Here is a 16,173-nt window from a genome sequence, read left to right on the forward strand (position 1 = left end):
GCGAGCAAGCTCGCTCCCACATCAGTAACGCGTACCTCCTGTGGGAGCGAGCCTGCTCGCGATAGCGATCGTCCGGCTGACGAGACTCTAACGGTCAGCCACTTTTACGAAACACGAACACCAATCCAACGATGATCAGCCCCATCCCCAGTACGCTCAGCAACGCCAACCGGTTGCCAAACACCAGGTAATCCATGATGGCCGTCACCACCGGTACCAAATAGAACAGACTGGTGACGTTCACCAGGTTGCCCCGTGCGATCAACCGGTACAGCAACAGCGTTGCCAGCACTGAGACCACCAGCGCCATCCACACCACCGGCACGATGAAACCCGCGCTGTGCTCGAAGTGAAACGGTTGAAACGGCACGAACACCGCGCACAGCACAAGCCCGGCGAGGTATTGAACGGGCAGCGTGCCCAGGGGATTTTCGGTGATGCGTTTCTGCATGATCGAACCGGCCGTCATGCTCAGCAGCGCCAGCAGTCCACACAGCATTCCAGCCAGGGACATACCGGCCAGGCCGATGCCCTGGTAGACCACCATGACCAGACCCGCCAACCCCAGCATCAGACCGGACATCCGCTGCCAGGAACGCTGGCGCTCGATGAGCACCACGGTCAGGATCGGCTGTACGCCCATCAACGTCGCCATGACACCCGGCGTGACATTCATCTGCAACGCCAACAGATAGAAAATCTGATAGGCCCCCAGCAGCACAAACCCGGTGGCCGCCGCGTACAGCATCGGCTTGCCGATTCTGGGTAACTTGAACTTGCACACCGGGATCAACAGCACCAGCGCACACAGGGCGATGGAAAAGCGGATCAGCAGGAAAGCAAAAGGCGAAGCATGGGCCAGGCCCAGTTTGGAAAAGATCGCCCCGCTGCTCCACAGCAGAACGAACAGGCTCGTGGAAGCCGCCGCCAATAAGGCGTTTCTGGATAGGGAAAACATGAATACCACCTGTTATCAGGCAAAAGCCAACTCAGCCGGAGCTGAAATTCAGTAGTTTTTTCAGGCGGGCGCAGGAAACGGCAACGACTGCCGATCAGCCCTGGACGCCAACACCCGGCGGTGATACGACGGCGCACACCGGTGGGCTACTGACAGGTGGAGGGTATTGACCGACCTGCCCACGTTGCTGATTCCCCCACGGCACGACGCCAGCGTTCAACGCTGGAACCACAACCGCGACAACTGGGGATACAGGCATGAGCCGATCTCTGGAAAGGATGGGTTCGAGGACCCGGAGAGCGCCGACTATAACCAGCGCTCGAGGCGTAATGCAATGCTCAAACGAACAACCAGTAGCCCAATGCCGTCAGCACCGCTACCGCCAGTACCGGCCGCATCACACGGTAAGCCTTGGGATGCTTGCGCTTCCATTGCTTGACCCGGCCACTGATGCCATCGCTGAATGACTTGCTCCAGGCATAGGCCCGGTTGATACCGCCGACATGTTCGTCATCCAGGTTCTGCGGTGCAGTGGCACGCCCAAGGAAGGCGCTGATGGAACGGTTGAGGCGGGTCATCAGCCGACTTTTCAGCGGCCGTTCGACATCGCAAAACAGGATCACACGGGTCTGCGGTGTTTCATTCTTGACCCAATGCACATAGGTTTCGTCGAACATCACGTCTTCGCCATCGCGCCAGGCATAGATCTGGCCGTCGACGAAGATCCGGCAATCGTCGGAATTGGGCGTGGAAAGCCCAAGGTGATAGCGCAGCGAGCCGGCGAACGGGTCGCGATGCGGGTTCAAGTGGCTGTCACCCGGCAGCAGGGCGAACATTGCGCCCCGGACGTTGGGAATGCGGTTGACCAGTTCGACGGTTTTGGGACACAGCAATTGCGCCGATGGCAATGGTTTGTCGTACCACTTGAGGTAGAAGCGCTTCCAGCCTTTCTTGAAGAACGAACCGAAGCCGGCGTCATTGTTCTTCTCTGCAGCGCGGATGTATCCCTCATCGAACAGGCGCATGGCTTCGTCGCGGATAACCTGCCAGTTATCCTTGAGCGTATCCAGCTCCGGGAATTTGCTGCGGTCCAGATAAGGTTTGGAAGGCACCCCGGAAAACAGGTACATCAAGGTGTTGTAAGGGGCGAACAACGCCGAGTGGTTGACGAACTGTCGCAACACCGGCAAGCGAGCCTTACCGCGCAGGTGCACATAAAGTGTACTGCCCAGGAAAAGCAGCAAGACCGACGCCTTGGCGACAAACGAAACGGTCATTTTCAAAACTCCTTTTCAAAAAACAACTTACGCAACGCCAACTACCGCAACAAACCCTTCTAACACGGGTGAGCTGAACCCGGGCTGACGCCAATCAAACCTCGCGCCAGCTCAGGACCTTCATTCAATGGGGCGTTACTGCTGGGTCTCCTGTTCGGTGAACAGGTCGCTGAACAGCATGCTCGACAGGTACCGCTCGCCGGAATCCGGCAGGATCACCACCAGGGTCTTGCCCTGCATTTCCGGTTTTTCCGCCAGGCGCACGGCCACGGCCATCGCCGCGCCACAGGAGATTCCGCAAAGTATCCCCTCCTCCTGCATCAAGCGCAAAGCCATGGCCTTGGATTCCTCGTCAGTGACCCGCTCCACCTGGTCGACCATCGTCAGGTCAAGGTTCTTCGGCACGAACCCCGCGCCGATCCCCTGGATCTTGTGGGGGCTGGGCTTGATTTCCTGGCCGGCCATCGCCTGGGTGATCACTGGCGAGCTCTCTGGTTCTACGGCCACCGACAGGATCGGCTTGCCGCAGGTGTTTTTGATGTACCGCGACACTCCGGTAATGGTGCCACCCGTGCCCACGCCCGCCACCAACACATCCACCGCGCCGTCGGTATCGTTCCAGATTTCCGGACCGGTGGTTTTTTCGTGGATGGCCGGGTTCGCCGGGTTATCGAACTGCTGCGGCATGAAATAGGTGGCTGGATCGCTGGCCACGATCTCGGCGGCCTTCTCGATGGCCCCTTTCATGCCCTTGGCCGGCTCGGTCAGCACCAGCTCGGCGCCGAGGGCCTTGAGCACCTTGCGACGTTCGATGCTCATGGAGGCCGGCATGGTCAGCATCAGCTTGTAGCCACGGGCGGCGGCCACGAACGCCAGGCCGATGCCGGTGTTGCCCGACGTGGGTTCGACGATGGTCATGCCCGGCTTGAGCCTGCCTGTGCTTTCCGCGTCCCAGATCATGTTCGCGCCAATCCTGCACTTGACCGAGTAACCCGGGTTCCGCCCTTCGATCTTGGCCAGGATGGTCACACCGCGCGGGGCGAGCCGGTTGATCTGCACCAGGGGCGTATTACCGATGGAATGGGCGTTGTCAGCGTATATGCGGCTCATGTCGGGGTCCTTAATGCGGCGTGAATTCAAGCGCCTAAAGGTATGCCTGTTGCCGGTGGGCGTCCAGTTGCACCGAACGTCCAGGTGTTACAACAGTCAATGGCTTTGGGGGTGTTCTGGAGAACATGCTGGAGACTCAATGACATGAAACGTCGATACAGCTGGCCACTGTGGACCGTGGCCGCCATCGTCGCGCTGCTGGTGGCCTTGCATCTGGCCCTGCCTTATCTGGTACGCGACTACCTCAACGAGCGGCTGGCCGACATGGGCGATTACCGCGGGCAAATCACCGATGTGGACCTGGCACTCTGGCGCGGGGCCTATCGGATCAACGGGCTGAAAATCGTCAAGGTCGATGGCAAGGTTCCGGTGCCGTTCGTCGATGCGCCGCTGATCGATTTGTCCGTGAGCTGGCATTCGTTGTGGTACGACCATGCGGTGGTGGCCGAAGTGACGTTCGCCCATCCGGAGGTGAACTTCGTCGACGGCGGTGGCAACCGGCAGAACTCCCAGACGGGCCAGGGCACCGACTGGCGCGAACAACTGAGCAAACTGCTGCCCATCACCCTCAATGAAGTCCGCATTAATGACGGCAAGGTCACGTTCCGCAATTTCAACTCCAAACCACCGGTCAATCTGCGGGCCACCAACGTCGATGCCAGCATTTACAACCTGACCAATGTGGTCGACACCGAAGGCAAGCGCGACGCCCGATTCGAAGGCAAGGCGTTGGTGGCCGAACATGCTCCGCTGGAGGTACAGGCCACGTTCGACCCGTTGAGCAATTTCGAGGATTTCGATTTCCGCCTGCGGGCCCGGAACATCGAACTCAAGCGCCTGAATGATTTTGCCGCAGCCTACGGCAAATTCGACTTCAACGCGGGCCACGGCGACCTGGTGATCGAGGCGGAGGCCAACAACGCCAGGCTCAGTGGCTACATCAAGCCGTTGTTGCGTGATGTGGATGTTTTCGACTGGCAGCAGGATGTGGAGAACGAGAAAAAGAACATCTTCCGCTCAATCTGGGAAGCGTTGGTCGGCACCGGCGAGACGGCGCTCAAGAACCAGCGCAAGAACCAGTTCGCCACCCGCGTAGAGCTCAGCGGCAATGTGCATCAACAGGACATCAGCGCTTTCGAAGCCTTCCTGCAGATACTGCGCAACGGTTTCGTCCAGGCGTTCAATGCTCGTTATGAACAACCGGCACCCTCCACCGACTAGGCTCTGTTTGAAAAGTCTTGAGACGAAGGTCAGGCAAGGCGAAAAACGGCGAGGAACGGCCGGGGTCGCGCTCGACTTTACTAGAGTAAATGAGCATTCCGATCGGACTCGCGCACGAGCCGGTTTTCAACGCAGCATCAACGAGTATCAAGGCTTTTCAGACAGAGCCTAGGGCTTACGTGTGACGGTGTAGCGCCCCGTCTGCTCTGCCGCCACCACCCCTGATCCACGCTGCAGCGAGTCCCACCCCAGGCACGCCAGCGCCAGCGAACGCGGAACGGCTTCACGGCCGCTGCTATAGCGACTGATGCTGCGAGCGCTGACCCCAAGGGCTTCGGCCGCTTTATTCAATGGCAGACCGGTGCGGGCACGCCAGTCAACGAAGATGCGGGTGTTTTCGTCCGCCGCGTTCTGCGCCAACGCATCCAGATAACATGCACCCCAACATATCGCCAAATTGGCGATATGCAATACTGGCAAGCGGCCGAGACTGAGTCAACATGTGACGCTCCATTCAGAGACTGAATACGGCGTCTGCGTTCACAGTCGGCGGGACGTCGCGTTATAGTCGGGCATGGCATTTTATTACGCGCCCCGCCTCGTCCAGGCCGGCGTCACCGCTCGAGGAATTGCAGATGAAGTTCGAAGGCACCAGCGCCTACGTCGCCACCGATGACCTGAAACTGGCCGTCAACGCCGCCATCACCCTGGAGCGCCCGCTGCTGGTCAAGGGCGAACCGGGCACCGGCAAGACCATGCTGGCCGAGCAACTGGCGCAGTCCTTCGGCGCGCGCCTGATCACCTGGCACATCAAATCCACCACCAAGGCCCACCAGGGCTTGTACGAGTACGATGCGGTCAGCCGCTTGCGGGACTCTCAACTGGGCGTGGACAAGGTCCATGACGTGCGCAACTACCTGAAAAAGGGCAAGCTCTGGGAGGCGTTCGAGTCCGAGGAACGGGTGATCCTGCTGATCGACGAGATCGACAAGGCCGACATTGAGTTCCCCAACGACCTGCTGCAAGAACTCGACAAGATGGAGTTCTACGTCTACGAGACCGATGAAACCATCAAGGCCAAGCAGCGCCCGATCATCATCATTACTTCCAACAACGAAAAAGAGCTGCCGGACGCCTTCCTGCGTCGCTGCTTCTTCCACTACATCGCCTTCCCCGACCGTGTCACCCTGCAGAAAATCGTCGACGTGCATTACCCGGACATCAAGAAAGACCTGGTCAGCGAAGCCCTGGACGTGTTCTTCGACGTGCGCAAGGTGCCGGGCCTGAAGAAAAAGCCTTCCACTTCCGAACTGGTGGACTGGCTCAAGTTGCTGATGGCCGACAACATCGGCGAAGCAGTCCTGCGCGAGCGCGATCCGACCAAGGCGATTCCGCCGCTGGCCGGTGCTCTGGTCAAGAACGAGCAGGATGTGCAACTGCTCGAGCGCCTGGCGTTCATGAGCCGTCGCGGCACTCGCTGAAACCCTCTTCGTTTAACAAGAGCGAGGGCGATTGCCATGCTGCTCAACCTGTTCAATGAAATGCGCGCGGCCAAGGTGCCCGTGTCGGTGCGCGAATTGCTGGACCTGATCAACGCACTGAAACAGCGGGTGATCTTCGCTGACATGGACGAGTTTTATTACTTGTCCCGGGCAATCCTGGTGAAGGATGAGCGGCATTTCGACAAGTTCGACCGGGCGTTCGCCGCCTACTTCAATGGCCTGGAGAAACTCGACGATCACCTTCAGGCACTGATTCCCGAAGACTGGTTGCGCAAGGAATTCGAGCGCTCGCTGACCGACGAAGAGCGTGCACAGATTCAGTCCCTGGGCGGCCTCGACAAGCTGATCGAAGAATTCAAGAAGCGTCTGGAGGAACAAAAGGAGCGCCATGCCGGCGGCAACAAATGGATCGGCACTGGCGGCACCAGCCCGTTTGGCTCCGGCGGCTTCAACCCCGAAGGTATCCGCGTCGGTGACGCCGGCAAGCGCCAGGGCAAGGCGGTCAAAGTCTGGGACCAGCGCGAGTACAAGAACCTGGACGACCAGGTGGAACTGGGCACTCGCAACATCAAGATCGCCCTGCGCCGCCTGCGCAAGTTCGCCCGTCAGGGGGCGGCCGAAGAGCTGGACATCGATGGCACCATCGACCATACCGCCCGGGATGCCGGTCTGTTGAACATCCAGATGCGCCCGGAACGGCGCAACTCCGTCAAGTTGCTGCTGCTGTTCGACATCGGCGGTTCGATGGATGCCCACGTAAAAATCTGCGAAGAACTGTTCTCGGCCTGCAAGACCGAGTTCAAGCACCTGGAATACTTCTACTTCCACAACTTCATCTACGAGTCGGTGTGGAAGAACAACCTGCGCCGGACCTCGGAGCGTACGTCGACCCACGATCTACTGCACAAGTACGGTGCCGACTACAAAGTGATCTTCATCGGCGACGCGGCCATGGCGCCCTATGAAATCACCCAGGCCGGCGGCAGTGTCGAGCACTGGAATGAAGAAGCGGGCTATGTGTGGATGCAGCGCTTCATGGAGACGTACAAAAAGCTCATCTGGATCAATCCTTACCCCAAGGACACCTGGGGCTATACCGCCTCGACCAATATCGTGCGGGAGCTGGTGGAGGACCGGATGTATCCGCTGACGTTGCGGGGGTTGGAGGAAGGGATGCGGTTTTTGTCCAAGTAGTTTTGGGCGCCTGATCTGGCCTCATCGCGAGCAGGCTCGCTCTCACAGTGGATCTATGTCGTCTACAAGATCCAGTGTGGGAGCGGGCTTGCTCGCGAAGCTCCTAGCTACCTTGAAGACTGCGCAAATACTGGACCTGCTGCCAATGCGCAACCTCCTGCACCACCGGCCGCAACCGCACCTGCGCCCCCGGCAGGCACTGCGCCAGTCGAGCCAATGCCAATGGCGTTAAAGCCCCCAGGCGCGGATAGCCGCCGATGGTTTGCCGGTCGTTGAGCAGCACGATCGGCTGGCCGTCCGGCGGCACCTGCACGGCGCCAAGGGGAATGCCTTCGGAAATCATCGCACTACCCTGATACTCCAACGGCGTGCCCAACAACCGGATGCCCATGCGGTCGGCGCGGCTGTCCAGCGTCCAGGCCGTATTGAACGCATCGAACAGACTCCGTCCACTGAATGCGCCATTCTGCGCCCCGAGGATCAGATCCAGCGGCGCCTGCTGCTGGAAATCCGGAATCCGTGAGTGCGGCATGGGTCGGCACGTCGCCAAGCCGCAATAACTCAGCTGCTCACCGCGGTCCAGCGCCCGCCCCTGTCCGTCCAGGCCACCGAGTTCTTCCCTCACCACCGTCGCCCGACTGCCGAGCACCGCAGGCGCATCGAACCCGCCGGGGGCCGCCAGATAGGCCCTGGCTCCGAGCACCGGTTGGGTCAGCGACAGCACCTGTCCCCTGCGCAGGCTGAAAAATCGCCACGATGCGACCGGCTGGCCATCGATCCGCGCCCCCAGGTCTGCCCCCGCCAGCGCCAACACGCAATCCTCTTCGGCCACCACCGTGAAGCCGCCGAGGGTAATCTCCACCACTGCGGCGTCCAGCGCATTGCCCAGCATCCAGTTGGCCCAACTCATCGACAACCAATCTGCCGCGCCGCCCTGGGTCACGCCCAGATGCCTCACCCCGAAACGGCCGGCATCCTGCAACAGGCACAGCGGGGTGCTGGCCTCGATCGACAGACGGCTCATGACTGGGCCTCCAGCGGTGTGTCATCACCCCCCAGGGCGATGAATTCGGCGTGCTCCACAGGTGAGAAACGCACCGTGTCGCCGGGTTGCATCAGGCTGTAGCCATCACGTTCACGGTCAAACAATCGGGCCGGCGTGCGGCCGATCAGGTTCCAGCCGCCGGGCGATACCACCGGGTAAGCAGCGGTCTGACGCTCGGCGATCCCGACACTGCCCGCCGCCACCCGCTTGCGTGGCGTACCGAGGCGTGGCGCGGCCAGCACTTCGTCCACCAGCCCCATGAAAGCGAACCCCGGTGCAAAACCCAGGGCGAACACCTGGTACTCACGGTCGCTATGGGTGCGGATCACCTGGTCCACCGTCAGACCGCTACGTCGGGACAGCAGCGCCAGCTCCGGCCCGACACTGAGGTCGTACCATACTGGCAGTACATGGCGCTGGCCGGCGGTGCGATCGTCGGGCGACAGGTTATTCAGCGCCTCGTCGATCAATTCCTTCGCCTCGGCCGGGCTCAGCGCCAGCAGATCGTAATGCACCATCAGCGTCGTATAGGACGGCACCAGGTCGATCAGACGCTCGGCGAACACCGCCCGCAGGCGCTCACCGGCGGCGAGCATCCAGGGCATGTTGGCCTCGGCGATTTCATCGAACAGGCGCACCATCAGGCAGTCCACCGCCACCACCTCCACACATGGCTTCATGGTGCGCTCTGCCGATCCAGTGCCTCGCGGATGCGCCGTACGGCAGCCACCGAGCTGGCGTTGTCACCGTGCACGCACAATGTGTTGGCATTCAGGCTCAACTCGCTGCCGTCACTGGCGCTCAGCGCACCGCCACGGGCAATGGTCAGGGCCTGAGCGATGATGACCTCGGCCTCGTGATGCACAGCCCCTGGCAATTGCCGCGAGACCAGATGCCCAGCGCGGTCATAGGCACGGTCGGCGAAGGCTTCAAACCATAGGGTCAGGCCGTATTCATCCCCCAGGGCTTGGGCGGCACTGTTGTCCCGGGTCGCCATCAGCATCAGCGGCAGTTCCCGGTCATAGGCGGCGACCGCCTGGATCACGGCGCGCAGTTGCGCCGGATTGGCCATCATGTCGTTGTACATCGCGCCGTGAGGCTTGACGTAGCTGACCCGACCGCCCTGGGCCCGGCAGGTACCGTCGAGGGCACCGATCTGGTAATGCAGCAGGTCTTGCAGTTCCTGGGCGGTATAGGCCATGGAGCGCCGGCCGAACCCCACCAGATCCTGATAGGCCGGGTGCGCGCCGATCCGCACACCATGGCTCAGGGCCAGGCTGACGGTCTTGCGCATGGTGCTCGGGTCGCCGGCGTGGAAACCGCAGGCGATGTTGGCGCAGTCGATGAAAGGCATCACCTCGGCGTCCAGGCCCATGGTCCAACTGCCGAAGCTTTCGCCGATGTCGCAATTCAATAGCAGGCGGTTCACGTGAACGCTCCTGTAGATTTAAGCAGGGGCCGGTGCCCCACAGATTAACCGTTACTTGGCTTCCAGCTGCTTGCCTTGGGTTTCCGGCAGGCTCAGGGCCGCCAGGATCACCACGCCGTAGGACACCGCCGCGAAAGCACCGATGCCTACGCTCAGTGGCACTTTCTGGCTCAGCAGGCCGATCAACAGTGGGAACAATGCCGCCAGCGCACGGCCGATGTTGTAGCAAAAACCCTGGCCCGAGCCCCTGATGCGCGTGGGAAACAGCTCAGTCAGGAACGAGCCCATGCCGCTGAACATACCGGAAGCGAAGAATCCCAGGGGGAAGCCCAGCCAGAGCATCACATCATTGCTCACCGGCACCTGGGTATACAGCAACACGATGGTGAACGAGCCGATGGCGTAGAGAACGAAGTTCTTCTTGCGCCCCAGGATGTCCGACAGGTACGCGCTGATGACATAGCCGACGTAGGAACCGACGATCACCATCGCCAGGTACCCGCCGGTGCTCAGGACGCTCAAGCCGCGTTCATTCTTGAGAAACGTCGGTAGCCAGGAAGTGATGGCGTAATAGCCCCCCAAGGCGCCAGTGGTCAACAGCGAAGCACGAACGGTGGTAAACAGGATGCCAGGGGCGAAAATCTCGTAGAATTTCGCAGAATTGCTGGACGCTTCACGGGCCTTGGTCTGGTTATAGATTTCCGGATCCTTGACCAGCCGACGAACAAAAATCACGAACACCGCCGGGACGATGCCGAGGATGAACAAGGCACGCCAGGCATCCTCAGGCGGCAACACCGAAAACAGCAGCGCATACAGAATCGCTGTCATGCCCCAGCCCAGCGCCCAACCCGACTGCACCATGCCTACCGCCTTGCCGCGATCCTTGGCCCGGATCACCTCCCCCATCAATACCGCGCCGGCCGTCCATTCGCCGCCGAAGCCGAAGCCCATCAGCGTACGGGCGATCAGCAGTTGCTCATAGCTCTGGGCGAATCCACACAGGAAAGTGAAGAAGGCGAACCACAACACCGTCAGCTGCAGGGTGCGCACCCGACCGATACGGTCCGACAGAATGCCCGCCACCCAGCCGCCAATGGCTGAGGCAATCAGGGTACTGGTGTGGATCAGCCCGGCCTGACCGGTGGTGATACCCCACATCGCGATCAGAGTCGGCACCACGAAACTGAGCATCTGTGTATCCATGCCGTCCAGGGCGTAGCCGATCTTGCAGCTCCAGAATGTGCGGCGCTCCTGCTGGTTGATGTCGCGATACCAGTCGAACGGGCCGGAGCGGGCCTGGGTTTTGGGGACGCCGAGGGTGTCGGGTGCACTCATGGTGGTTCTCCACGGTTTTATTGTTATCGGGCCTCGACGATGCAAAGCGCAGAGACCGGTTCCCCCGATTCTTGAGCGCGCGCGCCGTCGCGTCCAACGAGTAAATCCCTGGCCGGGTCATAAGAAAAATTTGATGGGTCAGGATGACGGGTCTGGCTGGGCCCTTGTGGCGAGGGGATTTATCCCCGTTGGGGCGCGAAGCGGCCCCTGCAGGGCCACCACAGTGTGTCAGGCAGGATCATTTCCATTGCTGCACAGGGGGCCGCTTCGCAGCCCAGCGGGGATAAATCCCCTCGCCACATCAGAGCCCGCGCAGGTCGCGCTCTTCGATCGGTCGGCTCTGGCGCAGGCGCTTGCCGCCCAGCACCACCCAGTCGATCAGACGGAACAGGCATTCCAGGCCGAACGACAGCAGCATGGCCCCGCCAATGCCCCAGATCATGGCCTCTGGGGTCAGCAGGATCTGGTAGCTGTAACCGTTCCAGGTTTCCTTGCGGATCTCCGGATCAGCGGCCAACGCTACTTGCAGCAAACGGATGTACCACGGCCCTTGCATCGCCTGGAATTGCTTGTCCAACGCCTGCTGGCGCACCAGCAAGGTGTTCAGGCTGTCGGCATCGCTGCGAAAGATCGGGTCTTCGCTGGCACGGTAATGGGCCACCAGCGCCTGCATGTCGCCTTTGAAAAACTGGTTGGCGGTGTCCTGGAAGCCGCGCAGGCCGGTCTGCGCCTCGATCAGGTGCGCCTCGACCCGCTTGGCGTAATCGTTGACGAAACCCGGTACCTGCACGCCCACCAGCAGGCCCACCGCAAACAACACAAGCCGTAGATAACTGAGCAACATAACGTGACGTCCTTATTCGGTGCGGCCCTGGCTGACGCATTCGCCGCGTCGCCACAGGCTCCATTGGCCCGGTTCGTAGCGGGTCCAGGTTTCGTTTTCGGTCAGGGGCTCGGTGGCGATCACCGTGACCACATCGTCGGGCGTGGTTTCGGCCTGGAAATCCACGATCACGTCCACGTCCTTGAGCCGCGCCGGGCCAAACGGCGCACGACGGGTGATCTGGGCCAGTTTGGTCGAGCAATAGCAGAACAGCCAGTCGCCATCGCTGAGCAGGCAATTGAATACGCCCTTGCTGCGGTATTCGGCGCAGGCCTGGATAAGTGACGGCAGCAACTGTTCCACCTCCACCGGTTCCGGAAAGGCCTGGCGCACGCGGTTGAGCAGATCGCAGAACGCCGCTTCGCTATCGGTATCGCCCACCGGACGGTAGAAGCGGGTTGGAGGCTGGAAGTCGGCAAGCTGGCCGTTATGGGCGAAACACCAGTTGCGGCCCCACAATTCGCGCACGAACGGATGGGTGTTGGACAGACAGACCTTGCCGACGTTGGCCTGGCGGATGTGCCCGATCACCACTTCGCTCTTGATCGGATAACGCTGCACCAGGTTCGCCACTTCCGACTCGCTGCTGGCCGCCGGGTCCTGGAAAAGGCGCAGGCCACGGCCCTCATAAAACGCGATGCCCCAGCCGTCCCGGTGCGGGCCGGTCCTGCCACCGCGCTGCATCAGCCCGGTGAAGCTGAACACGATGTCGGTCGGCACATTGGCACTCATGCCCAATAACTCACACATGCTCGAACTCTCGCTTGAAGGCAGGCCTGTTTACAGACGCGGTTCGATACGCGAACGCTGGGGGTTGCTGGGCACCGGCGGTCGACCGTAGCGATCGTCGCCGGCCACACCGAAGGGCGGCTCATCCTGCGCGTCATCGGCGGCGGCAGCGGCTTTCGCGGCAGCGTCGCGCTCCTTGCGGGCATTGGCTGCACGCTCGATGGGCAAGCGGATCAGCACGACGATCAGGTAGAGGCCAAAGGCGATCATGCCGTACATGAACAGATCGGACACCGCCCGCCAGGCGTTGTTGCCGACCTTGAACAAGACGTCCAGGGCAACGATGGCCAGGGCCGGAGCAACCTTTGCCTTCACCGGGTCGACAATGGTGGGGCTGAACAGCAACACGGCCATCAGCAGCCGCAACGGCTCGCGCAACCAACGCCACATCCAGCGCGTCATGCGCATCCATACCAGCAGGCAGCCCAGCGCGGCGAAGGCGTAGAGGCCCCAGGCAATCAGATAGTCGTTCTCGGTCATGGTGTCCATGGCAAGGCAGGCAAATAGACGCTTATAGTAACGGCTTTTCGCTCTTCAGGCTGCCCCGGCGTCTGCCCGGTGACCTTTGTGGACAGTTCGACCGACCCACAGAACTAAACGCAACGTCCACCTGTCCTTTTTCGTACAACGTTCGAGAGTCTTTCATGCCCTTATCCGCCCACGTTTCCAACGCCCCGATGGCCCGCAGGGATATCGGTGTCGATCCGTACGCCTGGCTGCAGGAGCGCGACACCGAGGCCGTGCTCGATTACCTCAAGGCTGAAAACAGCTACCAGGAGGCGCAACTCGCCGACCAGGCCGAACTGCGCGAAACCCTGTTCCAGGAAATCAAGGGCCGGATCCTCGAGACCGACCTGTCCCTGCCCTCACCCTGGGGCCCGTATTTGTATTACACCCGTACCACGGCCGGTGACGAATACCCGCGCCACTACCGTTGCCCACGTCCGGCCGACGACAGCCTGACGGTGGACGAGAGCCGCGAGCAATTGCTGCTGGACCCCAACGAACTGGCCGGTGGCGGGTTCTTTTCCCTGGGGGCTTTCAGCATCAGCCCCGATCATCAGCGCCTGGCCTACAGCCAGGACACCTCGGGCGATGAGATCTACACCCTGTTCGTGAAGGAATTGTCCAACGGCAAGGTCAGCGAACTGTCTTTCGAAAACTGCGATGGCAGCATGACCTGGGCCAATGACAGCCTGACACTGTTTTTCGGCGAGCTGGACGACACCCATCGCCCTCACAAGCTCTGGCGCTATCGGCTCGATGGCACCGCCGCCGAGCAAGTGTTCCATGAACCGGACGGACGCTTTTTCCTGCATTGCTACCGCTCCAGTTCCGAACGCCAGCTGATTCTGTCCCTGGGCAGCAAGACTACCAGTGAAGTCTGGGTACTCGACGCGACGCAACCCCAGCAGCCGTTCACCTGCCTGGCGCCCCGGGTGGAAAACCATGAATACGACGTCGACCACGGCCTGCTCGATGGACAATGGACCTGGCTGATCCGCAGCAACCGCGATGGGATCAATTTCGCCCTGTACCAGGCCCCTGACACCGGCGTGGCGCCGGTCGAAGCCGACTGGCAGAACCTGATCCCCCACAGCGACACGGTCATGATCGACGGTCTGAGCCTGAACGCGGGCGCCATGACCCTGAGCCTGCGCGAAGGTGGCCTGCCCATCATTGAAGTTCACCCACAGGGTCTGCCCGCGTATCGGGTGCAGTTACCCGACGCGGCCTACAGCCTGCACGTGCAGAACAGCCTGGAATTCTCCAGCGACCGCACCCGCCTGCGCTATGAAGCCTTGAACCGTCCGGCGCAGATTCGCCAGTTGGACCTGGCCAGCGGGGAGCAGATCGTACTCAAGCAAACCCCTGTACTGGGCCCGTTCGACGCCGATGCCTACGTCAGCCAACGGCTCTGGGCAACGGCCCCGGACGGCACGCAAGTGCCCATCAGCCTGGTGATCAAGCGCGAAGCCCTCGGCCAGCCGGTGCCGCTGTACCTGTATGGCTACGGCGCCTATGGCGAAAGCCTCGACCCGTGGTTTTCCCATGCACGACTGAGCCTGCTCGACCGGGGCGTGGCGTTTGCCATTGCCCATGTACGCGGAGGCGGCGAGCTGGGAGAAGCCTGGTATCGCGCCGGCAAGCAAGCGCACAAGCACAACACCTTCAGCGACTTCATCGCGTGTGCCGAGCACCTGATCGCCAACGGGCTGACCACCGCCGACCAGTTGGCAATCAGTGGTAGCAGCGCCGGTGGACTGCTGATCGGCGCGGTGCTCAACCAACGCCCGGAATTGTTCAAGGTCGCCATCGCCGAAGTGCCGTTCGTCGATGTGCTCAACACGATGCTCGACCCGGATTTGCCATTGACCGTCACCGAATACGACGAATGGGGCAACCCCGAGGATCCTCAGGTCTATGATCGGATCAAGGCCTACGCCCCGTACGAAAACGTCAGTGCCCAGGCTTATCCCGCGATGTTGGTCATCGCCGGATACAACGACAGCCGTGTGCAATATTGGGAAGCAGCCAAGTGGGTGGCGAAATTGCGGGCCACCAAGACCGACGACAATCCGTTGCTGCTCAAGACCGAACTGGGCGCAGGCCACGGTGGAATGAGCGGACGTTACCAGGGGTTGCGTGACGTAGCGCTCGAATATGCGTTTGTGTTGAAGATTCTGGGGCGGGGGTGAGGAACTTCGCACGGCTTACGAGTCTTAAACTCACGCCGCCCCGCCAGTGACATGATCCCCTGTGGGAGCGAGCCTGCTCGCGATGAGACTCGATCAGCCAGCTTCATGGTTGACTGACACACCGTCATCGCGAGCAGGCTCGCTCCCACAAAGGGCAGTCGCCGGCCTGACAATCAACCCAAAACCGCAACAGACACAAGAAAAAGACCGTGACGACATGCCAGAACCCACCTTACTGAACAACGAAATTCGCGAATGGTTGATGGACTGCGGTCTGTTCGACCCGTTGCTGCCTGTCGACTTTGCCGCGGCGTCGGGTTACTTCAGCATCAGTACCATCGCCCAGGGCGAAGCGATTTTCCGCGAGGGCGATGCCGGCAGCTTCATGTGCATCATCCACACCGGCCAGGTGGCCGTGCAGAAAATCGGCCCAGACGGCCAACCCGTGACCATCGCCACCCTGCGCAGCGGCCGGGCATTCGGCGAAATGGCCGTGCTGGACGGCGAACGGCGCTCGGCCACTTGCATCGCGGCCAGCGATTGCCAATTGCTGAACCTGGGCAAGGACTCCCTGGAAAAAATGATCAACGACGCCCCCAAGGTGGCCGCAAAAATCATCCGCGCCCTCGCTGTATCCCTGTCCAAGCGCCTGCGAATGGCGGATGGGCAGTTGCTGTCGCAGCAGGTGTGACCGCGAGTCTGTGGCACCGCAGGCCATTGTGGGAGCG

15 protein-coding genes and 1 pseudogene are annotated in these 16,173 nt (G+C 61.2%); 5 read left to right on the forward strand and 11 right to left on the reverse strand.

Annotated features, from left to right (window positions below):
- Window positions 1-94: 94 nt before the first annotated feature.
- The 3 genes from EGM97_RS23215 to cysK form a co-directional block, all read right to left on the reverse strand.
- Window positions 95-958, reverse strand: coding sequence for a DMT family transporter (locus EGM97_RS23215; RefSeq protein WP_238964208.1), 864 nt, complete (start codon window positions 956-958; stop codon window positions 95-97).
- Window positions 959-1,296: 338 nt separating this feature from the next.
- Entirely contained in the window at window positions 1,297-2,235 is a 939-nt protein-coding gene (locus EGM97_RS23220; protein WP_238964209.1) for an aspartyl/asparaginyl beta-hydroxylase domain-containing protein, read from the reverse strand.
- Window positions 2,236-2,370: 135 nt separating this feature from the next.
- A complete protein-coding gene (gene cysK / locus EGM97_RS23225) occupies window positions 2,371-3,345 on the reverse strand; it encodes a cysteine synthase A (protein ID WP_232775506.1) in 975 nt (324 codons plus the stop codon).
- Between the two features lie 144 nt (window positions 3,346-3,489).
- Here cysK and EGM97_RS23230 point away from each other — a divergent pair, with 144 nt between their 5' ends.
- Window positions 3,490-4,566, forward strand: coding sequence for a DUF748 domain-containing protein (locus EGM97_RS23230; RefSeq protein WP_238964210.1), 1,077 nt, complete (start codon window positions 3,490-3,492; stop codon window positions 4,564-4,566).
- 168 nt (window positions 4,567-4,734) lie between these two features.
- Here the strand turns inward: EGM97_RS23230 and EGM97_RS23235 are convergent.
- Window positions 4,735-4,998: pseudogene (locus EGM97_RS23235) on the reverse strand (helix-turn-helix domain-containing protein); the annotation flags it as partial.
- Window positions 4,999-5,201: 203 nt separating this feature from the next.
- On the opposite strand from EGM97_RS23235, the gene EGM97_RS23240 reads away from it, so the two are divergent.
- On the forward strand, window positions 5,202-6,047 hold the full coding sequence (locus EGM97_RS23240; RefSeq protein WP_024780422.1) for an AAA family ATPase: 846 nt from the start codon (window positions 5,202-5,204) through the stop codon (window positions 6,045-6,047).
- Between the two features lie 36 nt (window positions 6,048-6,083).
- On the forward strand, window positions 6,084-7,262 hold the full coding sequence (locus tag EGM97_RS23245; protein WP_238964211.1) for a vWA domain-containing protein: 1,179 nt from the start codon (window positions 6,084-6,086) through the stop codon (window positions 7,260-7,262).
- Window positions 7,263-7,365: 103 nt separating this feature from the next.
- On the opposite strand, the gene EGM97_RS23250 is transcribed toward EGM97_RS23245, so the two are convergent.
- The 7 genes from EGM97_RS23250 to EGM97_RS23280 form a co-directional block, all read right to left on the reverse strand.
- A complete protein-coding gene (locus tag EGM97_RS23250) occupies window positions 7,366-8,286 on the reverse strand; it encodes a 5-oxoprolinase subunit C family protein (RefSeq protein WP_238964212.1) in 921 nt (306 codons plus the stop codon).
- Window positions 8,283-8,987, reverse strand: coding sequence for a 5-oxoprolinase subunit PxpB (gene pxpB, locus EGM97_RS23255; protein WP_238964213.1), 705 nt, complete (start codon window positions 8,985-8,987; stop codon window positions 8,283-8,285). Before pxpB ends, EGM97_RS23250 begins: the two co-directional genes overlap by 4 nt.
- On the reverse strand, window positions 8,984-9,736 hold the full coding sequence (locus tag EGM97_RS23260; RefSeq protein WP_238964214.1) for a 5-oxoprolinase subunit PxpA: 753 nt from the start codon (window positions 9,734-9,736) through the stop codon (window positions 8,984-8,986). Before EGM97_RS23260 ends, pxpB begins: the two co-directional genes overlap by 4 nt.
- A gap of 51 nt (window positions 9,737-9,787) precedes the next feature.
- Window positions 9,788-11,074 carry an MFS transporter gene (locus EGM97_RS23265; protein ID WP_238964215.1) on the reverse strand — a complete coding sequence of 429 codons (1,287 nt, stop codon included), beginning with the start codon at window positions 11,072-11,074 and terminating at the stop codon, window positions 9,788-9,790.
- A 301-nt stretch (window positions 11,075-11,375) separates the two neighbouring features.
- Entirely contained in the window at window positions 11,376-11,918 is a 543-nt protein-coding gene (locus tag EGM97_RS23270) for a DUF2937 family protein (RefSeq protein WP_238964216.1), read from the reverse strand.
- Between the two features lie 12 nt (window positions 11,919-11,930).
- Complete coding sequence (locus tag EGM97_RS23275; RefSeq protein ID WP_238964217.1) at window positions 11,931-12,707, reverse strand: class II glutamine amidotransferase; 777 nt, start codon at window positions 12,705-12,707, stop codon at window positions 11,931-11,933.
- A 30-nt stretch (window positions 12,708-12,737) separates the two neighbouring features.
- A complete protein-coding gene (locus EGM97_RS23280; RefSeq protein ID WP_238964218.1) occupies window positions 12,738-13,235 on the reverse strand; it encodes an MFS transporter in 498 nt (165 codons plus the stop codon).
- Between the two features lie 155 nt (window positions 13,236-13,390).
- Here EGM97_RS23280 and EGM97_RS23285 point away from each other — a divergent pair, with 155 nt between their 5' ends.
- Both EGM97_RS23285 and EGM97_RS23290 read left to right on the forward strand, forming a co-directional pair.
- On the forward strand, window positions 13,391-15,445 hold the full coding sequence (locus tag EGM97_RS23285; protein WP_238964219.1) for a S9 family peptidase: 2,055 nt from the start codon (window positions 13,391-13,393) through the stop codon (window positions 15,443-15,445).
- A gap of 217 nt (window positions 15,446-15,662) precedes the next feature.
- Window positions 15,663-16,136, forward strand: coding sequence for a cyclic nucleotide-binding domain-containing protein (locus EGM97_RS23290; protein WP_238964220.1), 474 nt, complete (start codon window positions 15,663-15,665; stop codon window positions 16,134-16,136).
- Window positions 16,137-16,173: the final 37 nt, after the last annotated feature.

The sequence above is a fragment of the Pseudomonas sp. AF32 genome (assembly GCF_022342325.2).
Lineage (GTDB): Bacteria > Pseudomonadota > Gammaproteobacteria > Pseudomonadales > Pseudomonadaceae > Aquipseudomonas > Aquipseudomonas uvaldensis.